At 45.6% G+C, this 22,931-nt stretch carries 26 protein-coding genes; 9 read left to right on the forward strand and 17 right to left on the reverse strand.

The genetic code is table 11. From position 1 onward, the window contains the following. On the forward strand, window positions 1–804 hold an 804-nt coding region (locus tag ABC502_RS09100), incomplete at its 5' end, for an IS3 family transposase (protein WP_345915659.1). Between the two features lie 11 nt (window positions 805–815). Here ABC502_RS09100 and ABC502_RS09105 read toward each other — a convergent pair. The 5 genes from ABC502_RS09105 to ABC502_RS09125 all read right to left on the reverse strand — a co-directional run bounded on the left by ABC502_RS09105 (window position 816) and on the right by ABC502_RS09125 (window position 5,273). Further along, complete coding sequence (locus tag ABC502_RS09105) at window positions 816–1,142, reverse strand: hypothetical protein (RefSeq protein WP_345915660.1); 327 nt, start codon at window positions 1,140–1,142, stop codon at window positions 816–818. 556 nt (window positions 1,143–1,698) lie between these two features. After that, window positions 1,699–2,016, reverse strand: a complete 318-nt coding sequence (locus ABC502_RS09110) for a hypothetical protein (RefSeq protein WP_345915661.1) — start codon at window positions 2,014–2,016, stop codon at window positions 1,699–1,701. A gap of 512 nt (window positions 2,017–2,528) precedes the next feature. Then, window positions 2,529–3,305 (reverse strand): hypothetical protein, encoded by a 777-nt coding sequence (locus ABC502_RS09115; protein ID WP_345915662.1) that lies wholly within the window; start codon window positions 3,303–3,305, stop codon window positions 2,529–2,531. Then, window positions 3,302–4,087, reverse strand: coding sequence for a nucleotidyltransferase (locus ABC502_RS09120; protein ID WP_345915664.1), 786 nt, complete (start codon window positions 4,085–4,087; stop codon window positions 3,302–3,304). The genes ABC502_RS09115 and ABC502_RS09120 overlap by 4 nt, the downstream gene beginning before the upstream one ends. 289 nt (window positions 4,088–4,376) lie before the next feature. After that, entirely contained in the window at window positions 4,377–5,273 is an 897-nt protein-coding gene (locus ABC502_RS09125; protein WP_345915665.1) for a restriction endonuclease, read from the reverse strand. Between the two features lie 293 nt (window positions 5,274–5,566). Here ABC502_RS09125 and ABC502_RS09130 point away from each other — a divergent pair, with 293 nt between their 5' ends. Beyond that, window positions 5,567–5,851, forward strand: a complete 285-nt coding sequence (locus ABC502_RS09130) for a hypothetical protein (protein ID WP_345915666.1) — start codon at window positions 5,567–5,569, stop codon at window positions 5,849–5,851. A gap of 23 nt (window positions 5,852–5,874) precedes the next feature. Here the strand turns inward: ABC502_RS09130 and ABC502_RS09135 are convergent, their stop codons facing one another. Both ABC502_RS09135 and ABC502_RS09140 read right to left on the reverse strand, forming a co-directional pair. Further along, window positions 5,875–6,153, reverse strand: a complete 279-nt coding sequence (locus ABC502_RS09135) for a type II toxin-antitoxin system RelE/ParE family toxin (RefSeq protein ID WP_345915667.1) — start codon at window positions 6,151–6,153, stop codon at window positions 5,875–5,877. Further along, a complete protein-coding gene (locus ABC502_RS09140) occupies window positions 6,150–6,434 on the reverse strand; it encodes a type II toxin-antitoxin system RelB/DinJ family antitoxin (protein WP_345915668.1) in 285 nt (94 codons plus the stop codon). The genes ABC502_RS09135 and ABC502_RS09140 overlap by 4 nt, the downstream gene beginning before the upstream one ends. A gap of 284 nt (window positions 6,435–6,718) precedes the next feature. Between ABC502_RS09140 and ppk2 the strand changes: the two genes are divergently transcribed. Next, window positions 6,719–7,843 carry a polyphosphate kinase 2 gene (gene ppk2 / locus ABC502_RS09145; RefSeq protein WP_345915669.1) on the forward strand — a complete coding sequence of 375 codons (1,125 nt, stop codon included), beginning with the start codon at window positions 6,719–6,721 and terminating at the stop codon, window positions 7,841–7,843. 4 nt (window positions 7,844–7,847) lie between these two features. Here ppk2 and ABC502_RS09150 read toward each other — a convergent pair whose 3' ends face one another. Then, a complete protein-coding gene (locus tag ABC502_RS09150; protein ID WP_330127756.1) occupies window positions 7,848–8,504 on the reverse strand; it encodes a MarC family NAAT transporter in 657 nt (218 codons plus the stop codon). A 230-nt stretch (window positions 8,505–8,734) separates the two neighbouring features. Between ABC502_RS09150 and ABC502_RS09155 the strand changes: the two genes are divergently transcribed. Continuing rightward, window positions 8,735–9,451 carry an SGNH/GDSL hydrolase family protein gene (locus ABC502_RS09155; RefSeq protein WP_345915670.1) on the forward strand — a complete coding sequence of 239 codons (717 nt, stop codon included), beginning with the start codon at window positions 8,735–8,737 and terminating at the stop codon, window positions 9,449–9,451. Here ABC502_RS09155 and ABC502_RS09160 read toward each other — a convergent pair. Beyond that, a complete protein-coding gene (locus ABC502_RS09160; RefSeq protein ID WP_345915671.1) occupies window positions 9,439–10,746 on the reverse strand; it encodes an AarF/ABC1/UbiB kinase family protein in 1,308 nt (435 codons plus the stop codon). The genes ABC502_RS09155 and ABC502_RS09160 overlap by 13 nt on opposite strands. An 83-nt stretch (window positions 10,747–10,829) precedes the next feature. On the opposite strand from ABC502_RS09160, the gene yghU reads away from it, so the two are divergent. The 4 genes from yghU to ABC502_RS09180 all read left to right on the forward strand — a co-directional run bounded on the left by yghU (window position 10,830) and on the right by ABC502_RS09180 (window position 14,683). Beyond that, on the forward strand, window positions 10,830–11,687 hold the full coding sequence (yghU, locus tag ABC502_RS09165) for a glutathione-dependent disulfide-bond oxidoreductase (protein ID WP_345915672.1): 858 nt from the start codon (window positions 10,830–10,832) through the stop codon (window positions 11,685–11,687). 203 nt (window positions 11,688–11,890) lie between these two features. Continuing rightward, a complete protein-coding gene (locus ABC502_RS09170; protein ID WP_330086909.1) occupies window positions 11,891–12,727 on the forward strand; it encodes a hypothetical protein in 837 nt (278 codons plus the stop codon). 45 nt (window positions 12,728–12,772) lie between these two features. Beyond that, window positions 12,773–13,702 (forward strand): DUF5692 family protein, encoded by a 930-nt coding sequence (locus ABC502_RS09175; RefSeq protein ID WP_330086908.1) that lies wholly within the window; start codon window positions 12,773–12,775, stop codon window positions 13,700–13,702. Between the two features lie 60 nt (window positions 13,703–13,762). Further along, window positions 13,763–14,683: an alpha/beta hydrolase gene (locus tag ABC502_RS09180; RefSeq protein ID WP_345915674.1), complete on the forward strand. Its 921-nt coding sequence runs from the start codon at window positions 13,763–13,765 to the stop codon at window positions 14,681–14,683. Between the two features lie 69 nt (window positions 14,684–14,752). Here the strand turns inward: ABC502_RS09180 and ABC502_RS09185 are convergent, their stop codons facing one another. From ABC502_RS09185 to prs, 5 genes are all read right to left on the reverse strand, one after another. Beyond that, on the reverse strand, window positions 14,753–16,240 hold the full coding sequence (locus ABC502_RS09185) for a phospholipase D family protein (protein ID WP_345915675.1): 1,488 nt from the start codon (window positions 16,238–16,240) through the stop codon (window positions 14,753–14,755). Between the two features lie 388 nt (window positions 16,241–16,628). Beyond that, window positions 16,629–17,066 carry a DUF6795 domain-containing protein gene (locus tag ABC502_RS09190; protein ID WP_345915676.1) on the reverse strand — a complete coding sequence of 146 codons (438 nt, stop codon included), beginning with the start codon at window positions 17,064–17,066 and terminating at the stop codon, window positions 16,629–16,631. A gap of 210 nt (window positions 17,067–17,276) precedes the next feature. After that, on the reverse strand, window positions 17,277–17,669 hold the full coding sequence (locus ABC502_RS09195; RefSeq protein ID WP_330086904.1) for a hypothetical protein: 393 nt from the start codon (window positions 17,667–17,669) through the stop codon (window positions 17,277–17,279). 130 nt (window positions 17,670–17,799) lie between these two features. Then, window positions 17,800–19,275, reverse strand: a complete 1,476-nt coding sequence (locus ABC502_RS09200) for a nicotinate phosphoribosyltransferase (protein ID WP_345915677.1) — start codon at window positions 19,273–19,275, stop codon at window positions 17,800–17,802. Beyond that, on the reverse strand, window positions 19,272–20,126 hold the full coding sequence (gene prs, locus ABC502_RS09205; RefSeq protein ID WP_345915678.1) for a ribose-phosphate diphosphokinase: 855 nt from the start codon (window positions 20,124–20,126) through the stop codon (window positions 19,272–19,274). Before prs ends, ABC502_RS09200 begins: the two co-directional genes overlap by 4 nt. 256 nt (window positions 20,127–20,382) lie before the next feature. Here prs and ABC502_RS09210 point away from each other — a divergent pair, with 256 nt between their 5' ends. After that, window positions 20,383–21,021 carry an NUDIX hydrolase gene (locus ABC502_RS09210; RefSeq protein WP_330086901.1) on the forward strand — a complete coding sequence of 213 codons (639 nt, stop codon included), beginning with the start codon at window positions 20,383–20,385 and terminating at the stop codon, window positions 21,019–21,021. 14 nt (window positions 21,022–21,035) lie between these two features. Here ABC502_RS09210 and ABC502_RS09215 read toward each other — a convergent pair whose 3' ends face one another. From ABC502_RS09215 to ABC502_RS09225, 3 genes are all read right to left on the reverse strand, one after another. Beyond that, a complete protein-coding gene (locus ABC502_RS09215) occupies window positions 21,036–21,365 on the reverse strand; it encodes a hypothetical protein (protein WP_345915679.1) in 330 nt (109 codons plus the stop codon). A gap of 43 nt (window positions 21,366–21,408) precedes the next feature. Further along, window positions 21,409–22,359 (reverse strand): hypothetical protein, encoded by a 951-nt coding sequence (locus tag ABC502_RS09220; protein ID WP_345915680.1) that lies wholly within the window; start codon window positions 22,357–22,359, stop codon window positions 21,409–21,411. A gap of 220 nt (window positions 22,360–22,579) precedes the next feature. Continuing rightward, window positions 22,580–22,867 carry a hypothetical protein gene (locus ABC502_RS09225; RefSeq protein WP_345915681.1) on the reverse strand — a complete coding sequence of 96 codons (288 nt, stop codon included), beginning with the start codon at window positions 22,865–22,867 and terminating at the stop codon, window positions 22,580–22,582. Window positions 22,868–22,931 lie beyond the last annotated feature (64 nt).

A 22,931-nucleotide genomic window follows, 5' to 3' on the forward strand; every position in this document is an offset into this window, starting at 1 on the left:
ACCCACTCCATTGCCATCAAGTTAGCGTGTGCCCTGTTTGGGATTAGCGAAACCTGTTATCGCTATCAGGCGAAACTGAGTGACGAGAACGCAAAAATTGCTGATTGGCTACTCCGTCTAACCGAGGCTCATCGCAATTGGGGCTTCGGTATGTGTTTTTACTTTTTACGCAACGTGAAACGCTTCCGTTGGAACCACAAGCGGGTGTTGAGGATTTATCGGGAGCTAGAGCTTAATTTGCGGATAAAGTCTAAGAAGCGCTTAAAACGCGAGAAGCCAGACGCACTGGCCGTGCCTGAATCAATAAACGAGTGTTGGTCTATGGACTTCATGCATGACCAGCTTGAAGATGGTCGCAGCTTCAGGCTGCTAAACATCATTGACGATTTTAACCGTGAAGGTTTGGCGATTGAAGTCGACTTCTCGCTACCGGCTGAGCGCGTTGTTCGCACACTCAATCACGTTATTGAATGGCGTGGCAAACCCAGGCAAATCCGTAGTGACAATGGCCCGGAATACATCAGCGCTTTACTGGCTGAGTGGGCTGAAAAACATGATGTTGAACTGAAGTTTATTCAGCCTGGCAATCCACAGCAGAATGCGTATGTGGAGCGGTACAACCGCACCGTTCGCTACGAATGGTTAAACCAATATTTATTTAACAGTATTGCCGAGGTGCAAGATCATGCGACAGAATGGCTCTGGTTTTACAACAATGAACGACCAAACAAAGCCATTGGTGGCATACCACCGAAATTTAAAAAGGCTTTATTAACACAACCTTCTACTTCTAACGTCCATTAAAAATGGGATGATTACCCCTCTGCCCTTATTTCTAATACTTCAATAAAATAAAGTTTAGCTATTTTTTCTATAAATTCTTTTAGTCTATTTACAGGGAAATTTTCAACCGGCTCATTTTCCTCTAAATAATCACGATATAAAAACTTGAAACCACCTTTACTATAGCAACGCTTTTCTATCTTATCACCCTTAGCTAAATCACCGTTGGTAGATATGACTATACCTGAATAATCGATAAACCCATCACCCATGACATTGGCCAATGATTCTCGAAAATTATCGATTCCTGTAATCATTATAGAGGCAATTTTATTCTCACCAAAGCGCTGCCATTTCATATAAATTAACCTTTTTAGTATGTTATTGACTTAACGAATTGCTAAGGGGCTGCCGCAGCGCATCGTAAAAAGTCACGTGGAGGCCAGGCTTTTTTTGTTATCAGAACGAAATTTAGTAAATTGTTAGTTGCGTCTTCGTGCATTGATTAATTTCGCTATATCTACAACCACCTAAAATTTAACAGATCGTAGAGAAAACAAAAAATTATCTCTTGGGTAAAGTGGTTTCAACTTCTATCCTAGTCACCGCCTTAAACCAACTCTGGTCCTGATAATGTTTGAAGGCAAAACCTTCGGCGGTCTACGGAAGTTGTCTAGGCTTGGTCGTATGACCCATTTGTGAATTAACAAATATCACACCCTCGAGATATCTTTATCATTGAATCTAATGAGTCAATATTGTTTGGTTCTGTTTTTACTCATAAAAAGTAGACTCTCGGTTTGAGCTGGTCAACTAATTTGGGCTATTTCCTTCCAGCAACGGTTGTGACACAAACGTCTACATGTTAGCCATTGACCAATCCGAAAATTTAAGCAACATCATTTTAAAGCTGCCTTAATGGCAGCTTTCCTTTACCCAGTGTTCACACTCTTCTTTGGAAGCAGGACCAAACACTAGCGTATATGTCATCAAATAGCTTTCATTTTCATGAATGACTTTACAAGAGTCAGAACCAGCTATAGGAGCTATCACAACGTATGAGTCAAGTGTACTCTCAAGTGGTGTACAGTTGTCTTTCAACCACTGTTGACACTCTGAAAAGGATGCTGGCCCAAATGCTATTCCATAATTCATTGTAAATCGGGCTTGATCTGGGACAATTTGACATCCAACAGGCTTGCCGCCAAGCCCTATGACTATAAATTTGTTCATAACCATTCCTTATATTTATTCAGGCATTAGTAAGTACAGCACAATCGTATTAACATTAGCATACTGGAGAAAAATTTTATTATTAATTAAAATCTTTTCTGTTTGAACCAATACCGAATCGAAGCTAAAATTAAGTCACTGAAATTAAAGGATATGTGGAATAATTTAAAGTTACACTTTACAGAATACTCCAGGAAGCCTTTAACATCATCGTAAATCACTGAGGAGCGTCTCTTAAGAAAGTAGCTATATAACCTGGAGCAGAACAACTTAAAGTTAAGTGTGATTGTAAACGGCAAAAGTTGATGAAAGAAGCTTCGGCTTACAGAGTATCGAAGAGAGCGTAGCGGCACTGAATGCCAAGATGAACTCAATCCAAAATAATTCAATGACTAAGTCACTCACTTGTTGAAATTATCGACTAAGTAAGTGCTATCAGTGATAGAATGTTTAGTTAACTACTTAACTCTGCTTGTGAAAATCGGACATTAACGCTTTTGTGATGGCACTAGCTAGAAATCCATGTCTAGATCCTTGCGGATTTGCTCCCATTTTTTTGTAAGTGATGGGTTTAGTTTGTGAAAAACTTTAGATGAAAGAAGACAGGAAGACGATGACTTCGCTGTTTCATAGGTTACGAAAGCATCCAGAATTGTAGCAACCTCCTTTGCAGAATCACTACCGATCTTATGAAAAAAATGATTATGCAGCCTTTCATATGTTCGTTCTTGGCGAGCCCTAAGAACCTCGACACTGAGCCATTGAGCAATAATCTCACCAGAAAAAACAATCTGCGTTATCCACATCATAATGCTCAAGTTTGTATCACGGAACGAAAAGAGCATCACCCAACAAGCAATATATATGATCACCAAAGACCGCTTGGTAACAAGCATTTTCCCAGCCACTTCAGTGCTGAAAAATGCATTTTCCATAGTATTTGCACCTAGTCGCTTTATTGAAGGAGCATACATATTGTTGTAGTAAAACGACGTTTTATCATGGGATAGCGGAGTGCCAAGAGCATCTGAAAGCATTTGCTTTCTTCTCAATTTTTCCGCTCTTGGAATTAGGTAAAATCGGTTTGCTTGAGAAGCGATAAACTGAGAAAGAACTGTTAAAATAAATAATATGGGCAGTAATTTCTGCAAAATTACATGAATATCCTCGTAAAACAGAATAGTCAATGAAAGCAAAGCACTAATCCAGAAAAGACATGCTACAAAAAACTCTACCCTACCAGCAGAATCGTAGTAACGTGAGACTTCATCAACCCTTTCTTTATTCATAGTATAGGAACAATCTTTTTAATTTCAGATTCAGCTGATATGGGCATGTCATCAGCTTCATATTGCTTTGCTTTCGCTGCGTAAGTTTTTGCCCTTTGCACCTTATCCTTAATATATTGGGGAGTACCGTAGGTGCAGTTGATATCTTCCCAGAAACAGTAAAAGTAGTCTTTAAGAGATCTGCAAAAAAAGTAGTTACTATTAACGATATGTTTTTCTAAATCGTAAGAAGCAAATGGATGCCCTTGTATCGAGTTCCAGTATTTTATCAATCTAACCAAAGGTTTTATTTTGCTATTCTCAGCGATGTTTTTATCCGATATCTGCTGGTTCGCTGAAAGGGGATCTGTTGACATCCACTCTTCCCAAGATGATTTTGGTGAGGGAATTAAATAGTCATAGCTATACACAGCAGGCACCAGCTCAAACCTTATATGATTAAGTGATAAAACTATGGTGGGGTTGGATTGGGATATTTCTGAACGTGTGTATTTATTTTCGGCAAACCGCCTGAGCCTATCTAAGTAAGTTTGTGGCTTTTTCTGACCTTCAGAGGTGTCAAAAACAACCATATAATCTATATCCGACTTTGCATCAGCTTTTCTCGGTAGAATTGTGCCTCGACAACTTGAACCGAATTGGAATTTGTCATTTATACCGCGACCAAAATATGAATCAAGCCTTGATGATAGCGTATTGATAGATATTGCAATATTTAATTTTTCTGTGTCAGAGAGCACCAAGCTACTTGCTAAATTGACGAGGTGCGAGTTTACAGTCATAGATTACTCCATGAAATTTGTACGCTTATTAGGCAGTAATTATCTATACTTAAACACGGATTTTTTCGTACTTGGAAAAGTTATCTACAGAACACTACAATGTTTCTACATAAATGACAACAAGTTATAGATACAGCTAGTATCAATATCTGCAACAACTAGCGATTAATTCCGCCTAACAATCCGTGAAGGCCTTCAGATTTGGTCAGGGGGGGCGCCCGGTTTAAAGTTTTGAGAGGGCCAAGAATGTCCGCTTTTGGCACAAAGTGGGCACATAACCTTAACCGCATTACTCATAAGCTCTGGTTCCCCTACAATCAGGAAAGCGCGAACAACCATAAAATTGATTACCAGCATTTAGCCCTTTACGTGCTGTTCTGACGACCATACTGCTATTGCAAATCGGACAGCTTGGCGCTGTTTTACTCGTTTTTTGTGTGATTTCGTCAGTTGAGCGCCCTTTCATTGAGCCTACAAGCAACTTGCCATCGATAAGTTTAATGTTGGTTTTATCTGCAAAGTTTTGAGCTTCAGCAGTGAATTGCCCGGAGGTTACCACAAAGCCACCCTGAGCGTTTTCTGCAGTCATTACTCCGAACAGTTCGCGCACTACATTCACTGGGACTTTGCCAGCTTTCCAGTGTTTACACTGTACCAGGTAGGTGTTGTAGTCACTGGCGGTAAGGCGTAGATCAACACCGCCATCGGCTGCACCACCCGTTTCATGAACTCGATAACCTTTCTCCTGAAAGTACTGCCCTACCAACATTTCAAACTCACGCCAGCTTATTAAGGACAATGGCTCCGTAGCCGGTACAGAACTATCACGCACATTGGATAGCAGCTTTTTCCGCTTTTGGCGATCATAAAATGACTTCGCAGCGCCCATCAGTAAAAGGCCTGGTACGATGTACTGACCATACAATGCTAGCGGGTAGATCATCGACTGTTGAATATGAGCGGTTGGCTGAAGTGGGTCTATTTCTGGCATAACAGCAAAGCTACTGATCAATGCATAAGCGACGACGGCCAGCGCCACTCCAATCCACCAAGGCAGCATAGTCGCAATACTAAAAAGATCTTCAAAAACGGAGCTGTTTTTTCTGCGCGCCATACTTGGTCCAAATCCTTTGCAATCAATATCTTGTAAGACTTTAGAGGATAGTCCCCTCTGTGGCAATAACAAATACCTAAGGTATCCCCACAAATGGGCTAGTTAAAACAAAAAGATAAGCGAGAAGGGAACATTCATGGCCGTTCACGATCTGATCTTTCGCCAAAAAAAACATACCACCAACAGCCATGAATATGAAAACTATGCTCGCTCGTTTTCTCTCTTTTGTCACCCCGGAAAGGATGTATAAGACCAGATTTTCATCACTACTTTCAGCAGCACAAAGCTTGCTGCAGCATCAGCGCTGTACGGTTACCGCTATTTAGCTGGGCAGCAATGCGCATGGCACCGCGGAGCCAACGCGTTTGGCGCTCCTGATTTTACTGGCCGCTCTGACGAACTGGCTGCATTACATGCTGGGTGTTGCTACAGAGATGGCGGGCCTACACCGGCAGTTTCAAGCTAACACGGTGCGAGACAAGCGGGTGCTATCCTTCAATTATTTGGGAATGCGGCAATGTAAGTTCGAGCGGCTCAGGCTAAGTGCTGCACAGATAGCAGCTGCCATAGAGCAAATCATGCCTTGGGTTGCCGAGCTGGATTGGGCTGTGTTCCCGATGTTTGTACTTTCTGAGAGGTCTAAAAAATAACTGTTAGTTGCTGTTGACTATATTTATTCGGCTGGAAATTTCTGTTTTTGATGGAGAACTCGCATTATACGAATTTTTGAACCATCAACCCAATATAAAACAATCATGGATATTTCTGGGATAATGAGTAATCTACCGCGAATTCCATCTCGTTGAACACCCATTAGTGGCTGCTCAAGTAAGTTTTCGACTTTGGTTTCGATGAGCTCATCAGCTTTTTCAGCTGCAGCTGGATTAAAGCCATAAAGAAATTCGAAAATTTTCTCACGATCATTAAGGGAGGCTTCTTCCCAGAGAATCATCCGTGGCCTCGATTTCGGATTTTAGCTTTACGTTCAGCTATTTGAGTTTTAGCTACGTTATGTTCAACGAACACCGCTTTTCCTGAGTCGAACTTCTCAAATGCTTGATTTACTTGTTCAGTTAGCCACACATCGTGAGATAATGCATTGCGTTGTTGTTCTGCCAATTGTTCAGTGAGCTCACGACAAGCATCGCTAAGAGTTCGGCCTTGGCTTTCAGCCATTTGCTGAGCTAAGCGTTTTATTTCTTCGTCTACACGAAATTGAATTCTGGTATCCATGATCAGCACCTTTATTTGTACGCACAAATGTTAGCACTGACATTATGCGAGGGCAACTAACAAAGCGTTAAAGAGGGATTCGCAACGCGTTGAGTTTTCATACTGACGCCAGCTTATTAACGACAATGGCTCCGTAGCCTGTACAGAACTATCACTGACATTGGATAGTATCACTTAACTAAGCCTTTGATATCCTGATAATCCAATGCCAAACTCTGTTCTTGATCAATAACAGTTCTGGTCCTGTACACTATACTTTTACTTGGGCATAAAAGGAGCGAGTTGTGGCGAATGTACCTTACAAACCATCAATGAAACCCAAACGTCAGCAGGTAATTACAGGCGACACCCTGCCCGATCTTGCGCCGGCAGCGATCGCAGAAGAAACCAGTAAACAGAAAATGAGCGGTGCTCAGGCCTCTTTGGAGGTGGTCTTGCGGGACATCTCTGAGCGCAGTAACGCGACGATAAATGATCAATCGGTAGACGCGCTAAGCATGCAGCTGCAATCCATTGTGCAAGGGGCATCGCCGGATGATGTGGCCTTATTGCGGAAAGTACTGCTGCGTGAAGAGTTTGAAAAAACCGCTAACCTTGATAGTGGCTCGGATGATGAACTGTTACCCGATTGGCAGGAAAGCCCCTACCCTTATAAAAACCGCCTGCGCCGCAAAAGCTATGAAAAGCAAAAATACAACCTGCAAGTGGAACTGCTGAAACTGCAACACTGGGTGAAGGAAACCGGTGCCAGAGTGGTGATTTTGTTCGAGGGCCGTGATGCAGCGGGTAAAGGCGGCACCATCAAACGTTTTATGGAGCACTTAAACCCACGGGGTGCCCGGGTGATTGCCCTGGAAAAGCCCACCCGGGCAGAACAAGGCCAGTGGTATTTTCAGCGTTATGTGCAGCATCTGCCAACGGCTGGTGAGATTGTGTTGTTTGACCGCTCCTGGTACAACCGGGCCGGTGTTGAGCGGGTGATGAACTTTTGCAGTGATGAGGATTACCGCGAATTTATCCGTCAGGCACCCGGCTTTGAGCAAAACCTGGTGCGCTCTGGTATCCATCTAATAAAATTCTGGTTTTCGGTAACCCGCGATGAGCAAAAACGTCGCTTTATTGAGCGCGAATCGCACCCATTGAAACAGTGGAAGCTAAGCCCCATTGACCGGGCATCCCTTGATAAATGGGATGATTATACCAAGGCGAAAGAAGCGATGTTTTTGCATACCGATACGGCCGAAGCACCCTGGATTGTGGTGAAATCCGACTGCAAAAAAAGAGCCCGGCTGAATGCGATGCGCTATGTGCTTAGCCAGTTTGATTATCCCAACAAAGACCTGAAACGGCTTGGCCAGATGGACGCACTCATTGTTAGCCGAGCTACCACGCACCGGGTGCTTCCCTGAAAAACTAAGCGGCAGCATCCACAGCCAAGCCAGCGCGGAATAACTGCAGCAGCTCAGGATCGGTAATGCCATTAACAATAAACTGGATGGCAATACAGAACATCAGAAAGCCCATGATCTTGGTCATGGCGTGAGTACCATTTACTCCCAACAAGCTATGTAACCTGCCGGATAAGCGTAAAGTCAGCAGCACAATGGCAGCAAGCACCAGTATACCGATAAAAATACCCAGATACTGCCACCAGGCCGTGGATAAGGTTGCCAGGCTGATGGTTACAGCAATGGAACCCGGCCCACTTAAGCTGGGCATCGCCAATGGGAAAAACGAAATATCATCTTTCTTGCGGCTTTCACGCTTTTCATCCGGCGTTAAATCCACTGTATCTGGTGGATACAACATGCGAAAAGCCACCCGGCCAATCAGAATGCCACCAGCGATACGCACGCCAGGGAGCGAAATGCCGAAGAAGTTCATGATCAAACTACCGGCCACCAAAAAGGTGGTTAAAATTCCGACCATGTACAATACGCCCCGCAACGCTTGCTCGTTACGGGTACGCTGATCGTAACCTTCGGTAATTGCCAGAAAAAGTGGTGCGGTACTGAATGGATTAACGATGGGCAGCAAGGCTGCCACCGTTATGATAGTAAGTTCGAACATCACAAGCTCCGGGTTATGCAATCACCGGGCTTGCGTTTACTTCTGATAACGGCGTACCAGAATGACCAGCCCGACGGTAAGGATAACTGCAGGCAACAACCAAAACAGCTCGTTCATACCTAAATCCTTGTGGAAAATTTTAATTTACGGTCTGATTGTATCTAATTGAGCTTCTAAAGCAAGCTGGCTCTTTGCTAAGATGCTGTAATAAAAAGCAATTGGACAAATTCATGCATTGGCGTTTTTGGTTATTGGCCCTGTGTTGCTGGCCGTTACTGCTTTGGCAAGGCAAACGGGTACGAAAGCTGGCACTGCGTTTACCGGAGGCAAGCGGTGAGCGTTCAGGTATCCAGGGGCACGGGCCAAAACAGCAGTTGCTGATTTGCGGCGACTCTGCAGCGGCAGGTGTCGGTTGCCAACATCAGCAACAAGCTCTGTCTGGCCAGTTGGTTGGGCTGCTGGCACAACAAGCCGAAGTGCACTGGCAACTGCATGCGCAAACGGGCATCAACAGTGCCGAGCTCAGGCAGCACCTGCTGGAGCTGGAAGCAAAACCACTGAGCTGGGTGGTTGTGTCCATCGGAGTAAATGATGTGACCGGGCTTAGTTCTGCCCGCCAATTCAGAGCGCAGATCAATGCTTTAGTGCAGCTGATTAATCAACGATTTTCAACACCTCAGATCATATTCAGTGCCATCCCACCCATGCAGCACTTTAGTGCCCTGCCCGCACCACTGAACCACTTGCTTGGCCTGAAGGCCAGTCAGCTCAATCAGCAATTGGTCAATACGCTGGCAAGATGGCCCAATGCCAGGGTGCTCAGCTCCACCATAGAGCTGACACCCAAGATGCTGGCACAAGATGGCTTTCATCCATCCATTGCAGGCGCCAAACAATGGGCCAGCCTGTTGGCAGCAGAAATACAGCGGCCTCATCACCGCAAGTAAGGCTGCAACAGCGCTCGTACATTGACTTTGGCTTGCAAGCGGGCTGCCAGCAAATACAACCCCCCTATTTTTCGGTGCAAGAAGATCGCATCCGCTGGTGGTGTATGCCAGTAATTGTGCTGCAAACTCAGTGCAGTACCCGCTTCGCGTATTCGTAATGCCAGATCGCTCTGGCCAAAATCAAACGGGGCATCCTGCTGCAGCGGCTCGCAAGCCAGCTTTACCAGAGCCAATACCCGCAATCGTTGCTCAGCAGCAATCTGCTCACTAAAAAAGCCGATGGTGGTCAGTGCCTTATCCATGCCTGGCTGATCATGCTGCAGGCTGGCTGCGAATAATTGCCGATACGCCTGACTGAACTCCTGGCTGTACTCACGACAAGCACCAAAATCAAGCAGTACCAGTTGCTCTGTGTCTGCGTTGTAGCGGTAATTGGCAAAGTTAGGGTCTGTTTGCACCAACTGAAACTCAAACAGCTCTCGAAAAAGCAAGCAAAAAAGTTGTGTCACTACCCTGTCACGCACTGCCTGCGGCTGAGCTTGCAGGCTTTCTACCGGCATGCCTGCCACGTAACGCATAACCAATACGCCGGGGCGACACAACTCCGTTATAGGCTCAGGTAATAAAAACTCGGGAGAGTTGTTCAGCGCATCTTTAAATCGTTGTATAAAGGCCGCTTCCTGCAGATAGTCGGCTTCACGGCTCAGCTGTGCTTTGGCCTCCTCCAACAAAGTTTGGTAATCCACCCCCTGAGGTAGTAAACCGCTGATACGCAGCAAGGTCGCCACATTATCTACATCGCTGCTGATACTTTGTCGAACGCCCGGGTACTGCACCTTAACCGCTAGTTGCATGCCATTGTCATGCTCAGCTCGATGCACCTGGCCTATTGATGCTGCGGCCATGGGTTTGAAGGTAAAATCAGCGAAATGACGCTGCCAGTCTTCACCAAGCTCTGAGCTTAGCACTGCAGCTAACTGTTTAGGTGGCATCGGATTGGCATTATCACGCAAACGGGCCAGCATATCCGCTAACTCACTGGGCAATAAGTCGCCTGCATCCATTGACAAGAGCTGTCCCAGCTTCATGGCGGCGCCACGCATATGTGCCAGTTGATTGGTTACGCGTTTCATATTGGCTGGGGTTAGCAGCAGTTCCATCCGGCTACCAGGCTCACCTTTCGCAAGGCGTTTAGCTCCCTCGGCCAACATACCACCGGCCAACTTTCCGGCCAAACTGGCAAAACCGCCTAACCGTGCCAGCCGACCGGCTGGTACTTTACTACTGGAAGACATAGCTCTCCTGTTTTAGTATCAGAACATCACTTGTTAAGTACGACCTTAACCGGTGTCTGGCTCAATTCAAAATGGAGTACCTCATGAACGAGTATCACCCCCCGAAAGTCTGGCAACCCAGTACAAATGGCGGAAAGTTTGCCTCCATTAATCGCCCGGTTGCCGGCGCCACGCATCAAAAAGCCTTGCCAATCGGAGCGCATCCACTGCAATTGTATTCACTCGGCACACCCAATGGCATTAAGGTTACCATTTTGCTGGAGGAGTTATTGGCCTTAGGTTTTTCAGAGGCTGAGTATGATGCCTGGTTGGTGGATATTGGTCAGGGCGATCAGTTTGGCAGTGGTTTTGTCGAGTTGAACCCGAATAGCAAGATCCCAGCGTTACTGGATCGCAGTGAGCCCGCACAACCACAGCGGGTTTTTGAATCTGGTGCTATCTTGCTCTATCTGGCTGAAAAGTTTCAATGCTTTCTGGGCCAAAGCCCACAGCAGCGTACCGAGATCCTAAGCTGGCTGTTCTGGCAAATGGGCAGTGCTCCTTTTGTTGGTGGCGGCTTTGGTCATTTTTATGTGTATGCACCGGAAAAGTTCGAGTACCCCATTAACCGTTACGCCATGGAAACCAAGCGTCAACTGGATGTGCTGGATCAATTGCTGGCAAGCCGTCCCTATATCGCCGGTACAGAATACAGCATCGCCGATATGGCGATTTGGCCCTGGTATGGCGCTTTAGCGCTGGGACAACTCTATAGCTCGGTTGAAAACAATGCCGCTGAGTTTTTGGATGTGCAAAGCTATACTCACCTCCAGCGCTGGGCTAAACAACTCAATGAACGTCCTGCTATTCAACGTGGACGCTTGGTAAACCGCAACTCCGAGGATGGTAGCACCCTGCCCGAGCGCCATAGCGCCGATGACTTTAAATCGCTCGGCTTCTGATACAAGCTTACAGCCGGCATTAACGCCGGCTTACCCCCTAATTTTTCAATTCCACGCTGCTAATTGCCTTTCTTTGAAGAAAAGCTGATCTATGTCAAACTTTATTTAGAGTAATTGCTCTACTTAACTAGAGCAATTACTCTAATGCGTGTAGGATCTACCTCCTAGAGCCAATTGTAGGCTCAGGCTCAAGGAGTAAAAATATGATTGTAAAACAGATGCTTTGTCTCACCATGGCAACGTTATCAAGTACTGCATATGTTTCAGCAAATGAAACTGCCACTATTGATATGTCCAGCCCAACAGAAGCTTATACGGCTTTTGGCCTAGGTTACGGTAATGACGGTTTTAGTTTAAAAACAATGTTCATGACTTCTAAACCAGGAGATGAACGTAACTCCGGTTTTATCTTTGAAGTAAACGACATTACCGATAAAGACGGAGGTAAGCCAAAATTCTCTGGTATTTCCTCGGACGGCCTATCCCCTCAGTTTAAAGATGAAACAACCAACACCAACTTTCGATTTCGCTACGGCTCTGTAAACACAACCAATGGCATAGGAAAAATGATTGACGCCATTGTGAAAGATCACCCATTTTATGGCACTACAGTTGTAGTGCAGGCGGGGGCTTTGGCAACTATTCCTGTTAGCGACAATGCGTATATCTGGCCCGTGATACTCCTAGGCGGAGTTGTCATGGAGGATAATACGGGCCAATTGGTTGGTGAACATGCGGTAGCAACAAGAAGCAGTGGTATGGATTGGGCCTCAACCATCTTCTCTGCCAAAATCTACGCACGCTACAAATTTAATGATGCCTGGTGGTTACTCGGAGCCTGGACATACACCGATGAGCTGATGGGGAAAGACTGGAGTGACAGCATCAGAGATGGCGGCCTTGAGCTAAGCCCACAGCAAATTGAAATTACCCTCGGCTATCAGATTACCAGCAAACAAAACCTGCGTTTAAGCTTTCACTCTTATTCAAAAAGTGGTGGCTCAGACCGGGTATGGCTGGAATACAACTACGCCTTCTAAATTCAGCATTATCCCGATGCATCTAAGTAGCAAATGAGGTCCGGTATGTTTTTCTTTGAATCTATTCCCTGGTACAACTGGGTGATGTGGCTTGTCGTTCTATGTACTTTGATGGGCTTGAATGAATTAATTCGCGCCAGCAAATGGGCCAGCCTTGGTTTATTTATTGGATTACCGATACTGCTGACACCTGTCTGGCTTTATATGGATAGTGATGTCACATCATGGTTTACCTGGGTAAAAGTATATTCAGCGCTGGCCGGTAGTATCATTTACCTGGTTATTCGATTTACTGATTACCACAAAAAACACCCTTGGTACCTCACTCTGGTGCCTGCCATTCTTGCTATCAATATCGCGGAGGCGGTCCTACGTGAGTTTCAGGTCGGTATCGCTGGCTTTAGCGGCATTGTTGATGGCATGCAGTATATTTCTGGTGGCTGGAACTATGTGAATGGCGTGGCCGGTATTTTGAATATTTTGCTGATATGTGGTTGGTTTGGCATCTTTGCCTACCGAGGTAAACGAGCCGGTGGTATGCGCTACGATATGCTGTGGCCAGATCAAACCCGGTTGTGGGTTATCGCTTATGGCGTCTGGAATATCGCTTATGTCTATTCTTGTGCCCCAGGCAATGCTTTTTATTCTGGCGTAGCGCTTAACATAGCAGCGACTATTCCTGCCTTACTATGGGCTAAAGGTACCTGGATGCAAAACCGGGCGGCAACACTAAGCTTTTGGATGATGTGGGTGATGACGTTCCCGTACTTCTTTGCCATTGGCAGTACCTTCAATGTCGCACCAAGCTACAATCCTGCTGCCAACTGGAGCCTGGCTATTCTATCGCTGGCTTTGAATATTGTTTTAGCGGTATGGCAAGTAAGACGCATCATAAAAAATCGTGCTAATCCATTGAAGGATGAAATCTTTCCTGACCAAGCCGATTATCAGCTCGTCAATGCCTATCGCCGATAAGCCGCCACAGTTGCCCACCAACCATAAGTGCCTGGTGGGCCTTTTATAAAAAGGATTCGCATGAAAAAGATTCTGATGATAGGAGTAGTCATTGCGCTGCTACTTCTCTCCCCTGTGTTTTACCTTATCTGTGCCTTTACGTTGAAAGGCCCTGTATCGGATGATGTCTTTCAAAACATGCTTCCCGCTATAGTGAACAGCCTGGAGGTGAAAATAGAAGGAGAAGGCAAAGAAACCATTGTTTTTATTCATGGCTACCCCGATAGCCTTGAGCTGTGGGACAAGCAGGCCGCGTATTTTAAACAAAACTATACCGTGGTCCGATTTACACTGCCCGGCTTCGAATTAGAAGACAATGGCAAGCGCTCCCATTACACCATACAGCAGATGCGGATAATTATTGATACCTTTATTAAAGAGTTAGGGCGGGGACCGGTGACAGTAATGGCGCATGACTGGGGCGCTGTCTATGCATCTCATTACCTGAAAGAACATGATTTAGTAAACAGACTGGTTCTCTTCGATATAGGCAGCTTTGGTGATGAAGAAAGACCAGCCATCAATGTGAAATACACGCTTGCACTGGCCATTGCCTGGACTTTACCAGACTCTTTAGGGTCCAGACTAGCCTATTATACCGCAGACAAAATTCTGCAAATTGAACGTGTTGATCCTGATAAATCCATTGATGACCTTAGACCTGATGCGCGCCTGACCTATCCATACTGGCATTTATGGCGATCGGTGTTATCGAAAAACACCACAGGAGCAATAGCGGTAGAAGACTATGGCACTCCTTTTTTGTTTATGTACGGTAAAGACAAGGAGGTTTGGTTCCATGCTGAAAGCTGGGCGCAACAAGTACAAGAACTTGGCAAGGGACAAATTGAAGTTGTTCCGGGAGGTCACTGGTTTATGCAATCCTCACCGGATTTAGTGAACCAAAAACTGGCAGATTGGCTGCTAATACAGCAACAATAATGACTCTAACCACAAGCTTAAGCGTTTCCACCAACTGGCCCACCACTGGTGGGCTTTGCTTTATTGCTGTTACAGCAACCACTCTATCGGCAACATACCGAGCAAACGTACCCCCAGCCGACGCAAAGCGCTGCTTTCGGGTTCAGTGCTATGCAGCATGGTGCCGCTGCTGGTTGTCTCTTGCCAATAGAGACGATTGCCCTGCCCCAGCTTTACTTCGTATGCGCTAAAGAGCAAGAGATCCCGGAACACTTGCTGCATTTGCTCTGCAAGCTCGGTACTTTGAACGACAAACCCAAGTTCAGTATTTAAATGCGCTGAGCGGGGATCAAAATTAAAAGAACCAACGAACACAGTTTCGCCATCAATGGCGAATGTTTTCGCGTGCAGGCTGGATGCCGATGAAGATGATAATGCTTTGGTTAAACGCTTTTGCTCATCACTGCCAGAAGTTCGCTTAAGCTCAAACAAGCGAATACCAGCTTTGAGCAGAGCTTTACGGTACTTGGCATAGCCACTGTGAACGATAGCAACATCAGTAGCGGCCAGTGAGTTGGTGAGAATTTGAATATCAATGCCGCTTTTTGCCAGCTCTGTGAATGCTTGTACACCGGCTTTGGTTGGCACAAAGTATGGCGTTACCAGCAAAATTTGTTGATTTGGTTGGCCTATAATTGCTCTTAATTGCGGCATCAGGTTTTTCTCTTTGCCGCCTCTGTTCAGTACCTTATCAGGACTGTCACTCACCATTCGCACAGGCACCCACTGCAGCTCCAGTTCGTGGTTGACCAATTGCTGCATAAAGTCGCTTTGTTGTACCGCCTGCCTGTAGCTATTGGCTCTTGCACTCTGGGTCGTGCTGGCCGGCGCAGGTGCTTTGGAGGGTTCTTTAATCAATCGTTCCGCAGGGTACGAGGCCTGGCTATTCCAGTACAGATCAAAATCTTGGCTCACATCCTGTACAACTTCACCTGCAACCAGCACATCCAGATCGGAGAACACTACATCATCGGTAGCACCAAAATAAGCATCGCCAATATTACGGCCGCCGACGATAGTAAATTGATTGTCTGCAATCAAGGCCTTGTTGTGCATTCGACGGTGCAAACGCGGAAAATCGTAGATAAAGCCAAGCCACTTGAACTGCCGCTGGACAAATGGATTGAACAGGCGAACCTCTACCATCGGATGTTGCGTCAAATGCCATAGTGATTGATCCAAACCACTGGCACCAAGATCATCAAGCAGCAAACGAACCCGGACGCCCCGCTCAGCCGCGTGATGCAATTCTTCAAACAAAAGCTGGCCGGAAATATCGTTTTGCCAAATATAGTACTGTAAATCCAAGCTTTTATCGGCTGAACGAATCAACATTACCCGGGCGGCGAAGGCATCCTGGGCCTGAATTAACGGATAAACGGCACTGTTGCCGGGATGCTGCTGTTGCTCATCATGAATGGCAGTACCCAGCCGGGTTTCCACTGCCTGCTCCAATGATAAGTGGGTACTTTGTTCCATCCCGCGTTTTGATGGCAAGGCACAACCACTAAGCAACATGACAGCAGCACCTGCCAACAACCATGGAAAGCTCCTCATGACTCTATAAAGTTGGCCAGAACAATGTACAACAGTTCTGGGGTAAACTTGCCTGTGGCATGATAGAGCAGTTCTGCTACCGATATGAAGATAAGCTGAATCATAAACAAGCTCCCTGCATAGCTAAGAAGGCTGGCCTACTTCTGGTAACGGCGAACCAGAATAACCAGCCCTATGGTGAGGACCACCGCAGGCAGCAACCAGAACAGTTCATTCATACCTAAATCCTTGTTATTACAATTAATTCGGATTGTATCTGATTTAGCTTTTAAAGCAACAGTAGTCTCCAGGCTGCAATACACGCCAATCATAGTTTCTGCAATGGGCTCAGCGACAGGCGGCATCTTGCTTATGGGGATGCTGGTTTGCAAATGCCAACCACCCCTAGCGGGTGATCCGGATACTCCTCATTGGCGAACACCATGTGTTGCTCTGGAGAGCTCAGTTCACACTGTAAATCAGATAAAGCCTGCTGAAATGCGGAATGAGGCTGTAGGCTCGGGGTAGAGCTGTACCATAATAGGTAGGTTTTTTGTTGGTAATCCACAGACAGCACCTGACGGACTGTACTCTGATCCAGCATATTACCGGGCAAGCGCGAACGAATATTTTTCTCTGCAAAGAAAAAGCGCCCCTGAGCATCGGTTATCGCAGAATCACTGTACGCTCTGTCGTAATCAAGCTCACGGTACACTCGCAGACCTGCCAGAGGCTCCCCATTGTTGCTGATGATACCACGAACCTCCGGGCACAAATGTACATCGTACCGCTTAAGCCATCCAAACATACTTGCATTCACCTGCGTTGAAAAAAGCAGCAACCCCAGTGATAGTTTAAGCACTTTGATACTGAAACCTCTACAATAAACTACCTGATACCTTTGTTGTTACGATAAGGATCTTGCTAAACATAAACAAGCCCCACTTCGGTTAATTATCACAAGGCTATGTAGTGGCAATCAGCCAGGCAGTAACAACCAGGCTGATTGCATGAGATTTTAGTTACTGGCTTTGCACGACTCCATGCCAGTACGGTAGGTTGATACCATGCCTGAGCCACTATGCTTCTGTAAGGCAGTGAATGCCTGGTAACTGGGGCTGTATGTGATCTGAAAATTCACGTTCAGCTGCAAACCCATATTGCCACAGCAGCTGGAGCTAACCGTTGCATCCTGGCTTATAATACGAAAGCCTTCCACTTTATGCTCCTTGGCAAAAGCCATCAGATGCTCCGCTTTCGCCTGGTAGATGGCCCCGACATCCGCATCAGCTACTACCTGAATGTTTTCAACATAGGTCAGGCTGGCGATATCCATCACCTTGCATTCTTCTTCGTCGGCATTGACGATAAAAGGAGCAAGCAATAAAGCGGCAGACAGCAAATATTTCATGTTTTATCCCTAAAATTAAACGAGTAATGCCATGCAAAACAACCTGCACCAAAGCAACAGTGCAAGGTGTTCGCACCGGTGTTAACTGCCGAAGATGCTGCCCGACTGGCAGTATCTTCGGGTGATTTGGTTAACTGGCAATGGAGTCTGCCAGACGCTGACGGATCTCAGCTAAGCTCTGATTGATCAGCAGTTCGCCGTTTTCAAAGACAGCTTGTAGCTCACAGTGATTGACATCATGCCAGCTGGCCTGATCTTTCAGATAATAGTCGCCGTTACTATCTTTAAATACAGCGACTAATCCTTTAGCGGAGCGCTTGGTACCATCATCGGTTTTGGGAGCTTTGAAGATTTCCCGATCAAGCCCCGCTACTTTGGCAAAAGTAGCCTTTACGGCAAAACCATCGGTATCACGAGTGACATATTGATAGGTATAACTACCGATACCAAATACCACATTGGTCGAAGCAAATCCTTTGGCCTTAAGACCAGCACAGATAGCTTCAGCACGCTCAATAGTGATGGAGTCCCCATAGATAAGCCCAACATGTGGGTCCAAAATCTTATAGCCTTTTGCGGTTGTGCTACCACCAAACACCTGCCACAAACACTCGATGGCGCCTTTAAATTCCGGGCTGCCTGGCTCTGCATCCGGGTCACCACAGATCACTTTAACCGGACAACCTGTATCTGGACGGAAAACCACCTTACCATCACGCGCCAGGATTTTATCTTTTAACTGCACGGTGAAATCCGTCATCACCTGCCAAAAATCCCAGGAGTCGGATACGATGCTGACGATCCCTTGCGGATAGATGTCTTCTATCAGACGCCTGAAGGTGTCCAGTTCATTCTCCATGCCACCGGCACACATCACGGAATGTTCTGTGGCCGCAACACTTCCACCAACCAATTCCTGATCGCTGTTTGCATAATAGTACTGCTCAAGAAAGTCGATCGCTGGAATAGTGTCCGTGCCGGTAAAGCTTAACAAATGAGCGGCACCACTCATGGTGGCAGCTTGCACACCAAACATCCCTCGGAAACTAAAATCATGGCCCTGCCAGTTAACAAACTCAATACTGCCGTCTGTTTCTGCAGCATAGTGCGTCAGGATCTTTTTGTACTGGTGCGCTGTAGTTGCACTGGTACACATACCCCAGACGTTGGCCGATAAAATGGTTTCCAGGTAATTGGTCAGCCAGAAAAAGCGCTCATCTGTGTTATAAATTACCAGACAAGGAACTTTCAGTGGATACACCGAGCCTTCAGGCAATGCCATGATTTTTACTGGCAAATACCCCAAGTCATGCAATGCAGCAATGTGATCTGTACCAACATTATTTGGCCCCAGATAGTTATTAATCCGCCGCTCAAATGCCGATACCACTTCAGCCTTCGGGCGTTGGAAAAAATCGCGGTTCCAGCTGTCGATCAAAAAGTCTTTGATAAAGTACTGCAACCCAAAAAATACCATTTTATCGGTGTAGGCACGGCGCGTAGCCCGGGCTGTCAGATTGCTAAAGATAATTTGCGTATCATCCGGGTATTGCCGACGGTGATCGACTTTATACCCATCAATTGCGATGACAGGGTTTAACTTCATTTTGTATCTCCTTGTAAAGCCAGATAATTCGTTACATCAGTTACGTGAATCAAACCCGAAGCGTCCGGCTGTAGGCTATCCGTGCAAAACACCTGGTCTATTCCGCTTTGTTGCAACAACACCTCGTTTGCACTGCCTTCATAGTGCGAAACGATTAAGAAAATCTTTTCTGCCCCTTTCTCTTTCAACTTTTTCGCTAATTCAATAAAAGTCCGGCCGCCGGCACAGATATCATCAACGATGACACAGTGTGCACCTTGCAAATTGTCGGAAAACACCTCGGTAGCAATGATCTTACCATCCCGTACATCGCGGATTTTATCGGCCCGCACCACCGGCAAAGCACCCAGATAAGCAGATAACTCAAATACTTTTTTGTTGGCTCCGGCATCCGGAGAAATCAGGGTAATTTTCCCGGGCAAGCTGGCCAACACTTCAGCGACAAACGCATGGTTTTTTACAACCTTTACCCGATGCAGCAGTGCCGGACAAACATCACTATGCGGGTCAAATACAGTGACACTGGCATAATGTTGGGCATTGATCAGATCAGCGTATACTTTAACCGACAAAGGCTCACCAGGGTTGCATAGCCTATCCTGTCGCGCTCCGGGAAAGTACGGTATCCACAAATCGATCTGCTCGGTACCGGCTCTTTTAAGCGCATCGGTCAGCAGCAACAACTGCATCAGAGATTCATCTCCCTGATAACGAAACAGCAACTGGACCCGTCGAGCCGGTGTGCTGGTAAGCCGTACATGGTTTTCACCGGCACCAAAGCTAAATTGTGTAAAGTTGCCCCCTGCCAGTGCAGGCAGTTGATAAAAGTCCTTCTGAATGCAGTTTTCCATACCGGCTCCTAAAAAAGGTCAAATAATACCATCGAACAAGCTATCGACGTAATACTTAATTCAAATGAATGTTAATGTCTCAATGACACATATGGTATGCCTTCTTTTCTGACATTACCAGAGCTTTTCTAGACAAAAAGTATCTAACAACTTTGAAAATAGCCGTGAAATGGCATATAGTGTCTTAGTGACATTAATGAGGTGTTCTATGGCCAGTCTAGATTTTTCTCAGCCGTTATTTACGATAGATAACGTCATGTTTTCTATAAAAAACAATGTATTACATCTGCTTTTGATCCGGCGTGCAGCACCACCTTTCGATGGTTGCTGGAGCTTACCTGGTGGCTTTATTGACATTGAGCAGGATAGCAGTGTGGAAGCTGCTGCTATGCGTAAATTGCAGCAAAAAACTGGCTTACAACCCGGCTACCTGGAGCAACTGGAGGTTTTTTCTGGTAAGGGGCGGGATCCCCGCGGCTACAGTGTTAGTCTTGCTTTTTTTGCTTTAGTGCCCTATTCAGCGGTCAGTAGCAATATAGCAACGGTCTCACAGGCGAGCTGGTGGCCAGTACAAGATATAGCTAGCTTGCAGTTGGCATTTGATCACCAAGAGATCATTCAGCGTGCTCATCACAGACTGAAACAAAAAGCCTTGTACAGCATGTTGCCAGTGTATTGCTTGCCACCGGCTTTTACTGTTGGCCAGCTTAAAGCGGTGATCGAGGCGATTATCGGCAAGGAAATTCAGCGCAAAAGCCTAATGCGACGCATTGAAGCCAGTAATATGTTTCATTTAACCGAGCAAAAAGTTTCATCGGGGGGCAGGCAAGCTCAGCTTTACCAGCTCAAGCCAGGTGTTGACATCACCCACTTCAATCGCAACCTGGGTGACTGATTATTTCGTAACATTCAACAGATATCCGGCCTGCTAATAGTCATTACCTTGCTTTTCAAATTGTGCAAATAGCTGAGATCCTGAACAGAGCCATTTACTTGTAGCCTTAACTCAAAACCTTTACGCACTAACTCTTGTGCTAACTGGTAAGCTATCTGCCATCCGTTATAATAAACCGATTTATCCAGAATAAATCTGGCAAAGGCGGCATCGCATTCAAGGCTGCTTTGTATGGACACAACGGGGGCAGCGACATATTTCCGAATAATGGCCAATGCAAGCTTTGTGTTCGAGCATTTGAGCAAGGCCAATTCAATTTCAAGAGTCGATTCTTCATTACTCATTCACGCTTAACCTGTACTTTTTAATCATAGTAGCATCATTTAACTAATATTTTCGCTTCCGCCAGGGTTTAGCATTTTTTTTGCCGTTAAACCGGGTTTGTCGCGGGCTCCGTTTGCTTTCAGCCTGCAGTGCTTCTGGTTTTACCTTGGCAACCAGCAGCATTAGGAATACCACAACAGCAGCGATAATAAAGGCATACAAAGTATCGCTATAATCATGCCCCAGTCGTTGGCTAAAGGGTTCATGCCGAGCTCGCAATACCATAGGATCAGTTGTTGCAGAAGGTATAGGGATAACTTTGAGTAAAGCTTTTAAGTCATTAGATGGGCGCAGGCGCTCAAAGTAGCTGACTTGCTGTAAGTCCAATTGCGCAAATTTTTGTTCTGTCGCTGTATTGAAACGTTGTTGTTCCTGTTGGCGTGGCAAGTCATCTACATCAGGATCATAGCGTTTCGAAAATAACACGGCGTACCAAAGGGTACCAGATTGATCAAGCGGGCAAGTATAGTAATTTTTAAAGTTGTAGCTAGTGCCACCTCTGCTACTGATGGAGTCAGTAAATTGTATATTGCGACAGCGGCCGCGGGGGACGTTAAATATTTCTATATCAAAGTATTGCTGCTTGGGGTGTTGCATGACATCGCTGACGTGCTGCAGAGAGATCAAAGAAAACGGTGCACTGGTCATGTTGACTTGACTGATAAAAATAACGACTGCAACAGAAATATTGATAACAAAATAATGTGCAAAATAGCCATCCTGTTGCCAGCCCGCCCCCCGCAATAGCCTAATCCGGCGCTTAAGCCATAGCGGTATACATAACCATGGCAGCAGCCAGGGTAGCCAGAAATCCAGGATTTCCGTTTTAAGTGAAACAAGCCCCAGTTGTATATCTAATACCCAGCGGCCAAGGTTGTAGGCTGCTAACAAAGCAATACTAAAGCCAAGATACGGCAAATAGAGTTTAATTAGTTTTAATTTAAGTGCCTGCATTGGACCATTAAAGAATTGCAGAAATAAGGTTGAGAACTTTGTGCTATGCCTTATGGCAAGTAAAGTACGATTTGAGAGTTCAGCTCGCCTAACTCTTGTATGTATTTTGGATCTATATTCATATTAATAACTCTGCATATTTGCACGGTTTACGTGTTTAAATTCTTCACTTTTCTGTTATCAAAACGGTTCCGACGCTTGTACCTATTAATGCTTCAAGCTAGCGGTACAACTCTATCTCAATCAGGTACCTACCATACTGCTCCATGGTCATGAAACGCTTACCAGCTAAATAGTAATCTCTTTCAATATCCTGCATAGCTCTGTCTACTTGGGCGACAGTAAGGATATTTTGGTAACGAAAGCTCCAGTACCTTTGTAACTCTTGTAAATTGAATGGCTCTTTTCCTATTAGACGAGCTTCATCCATTGCTTCATCTAATATCCTCTTGTTTTTTGACTCATTTCTCAACCTTATATTTTGTAGTTTTTCGTTATGCTTACTCATAGAGCGATCATTAATTCCTACTATGCTAGTCAATATATTTATTTCAATTTCATTAATATACTTG

This window comes from Alkalimonas sp. NCh-2, from assembly GCF_039631345.1.
Lineage (GTDB): Bacteria > Pseudomonadota > Gammaproteobacteria > Enterobacterales > Alteromonadaceae > Alkalimonas > Alkalimonas mucilaginosa.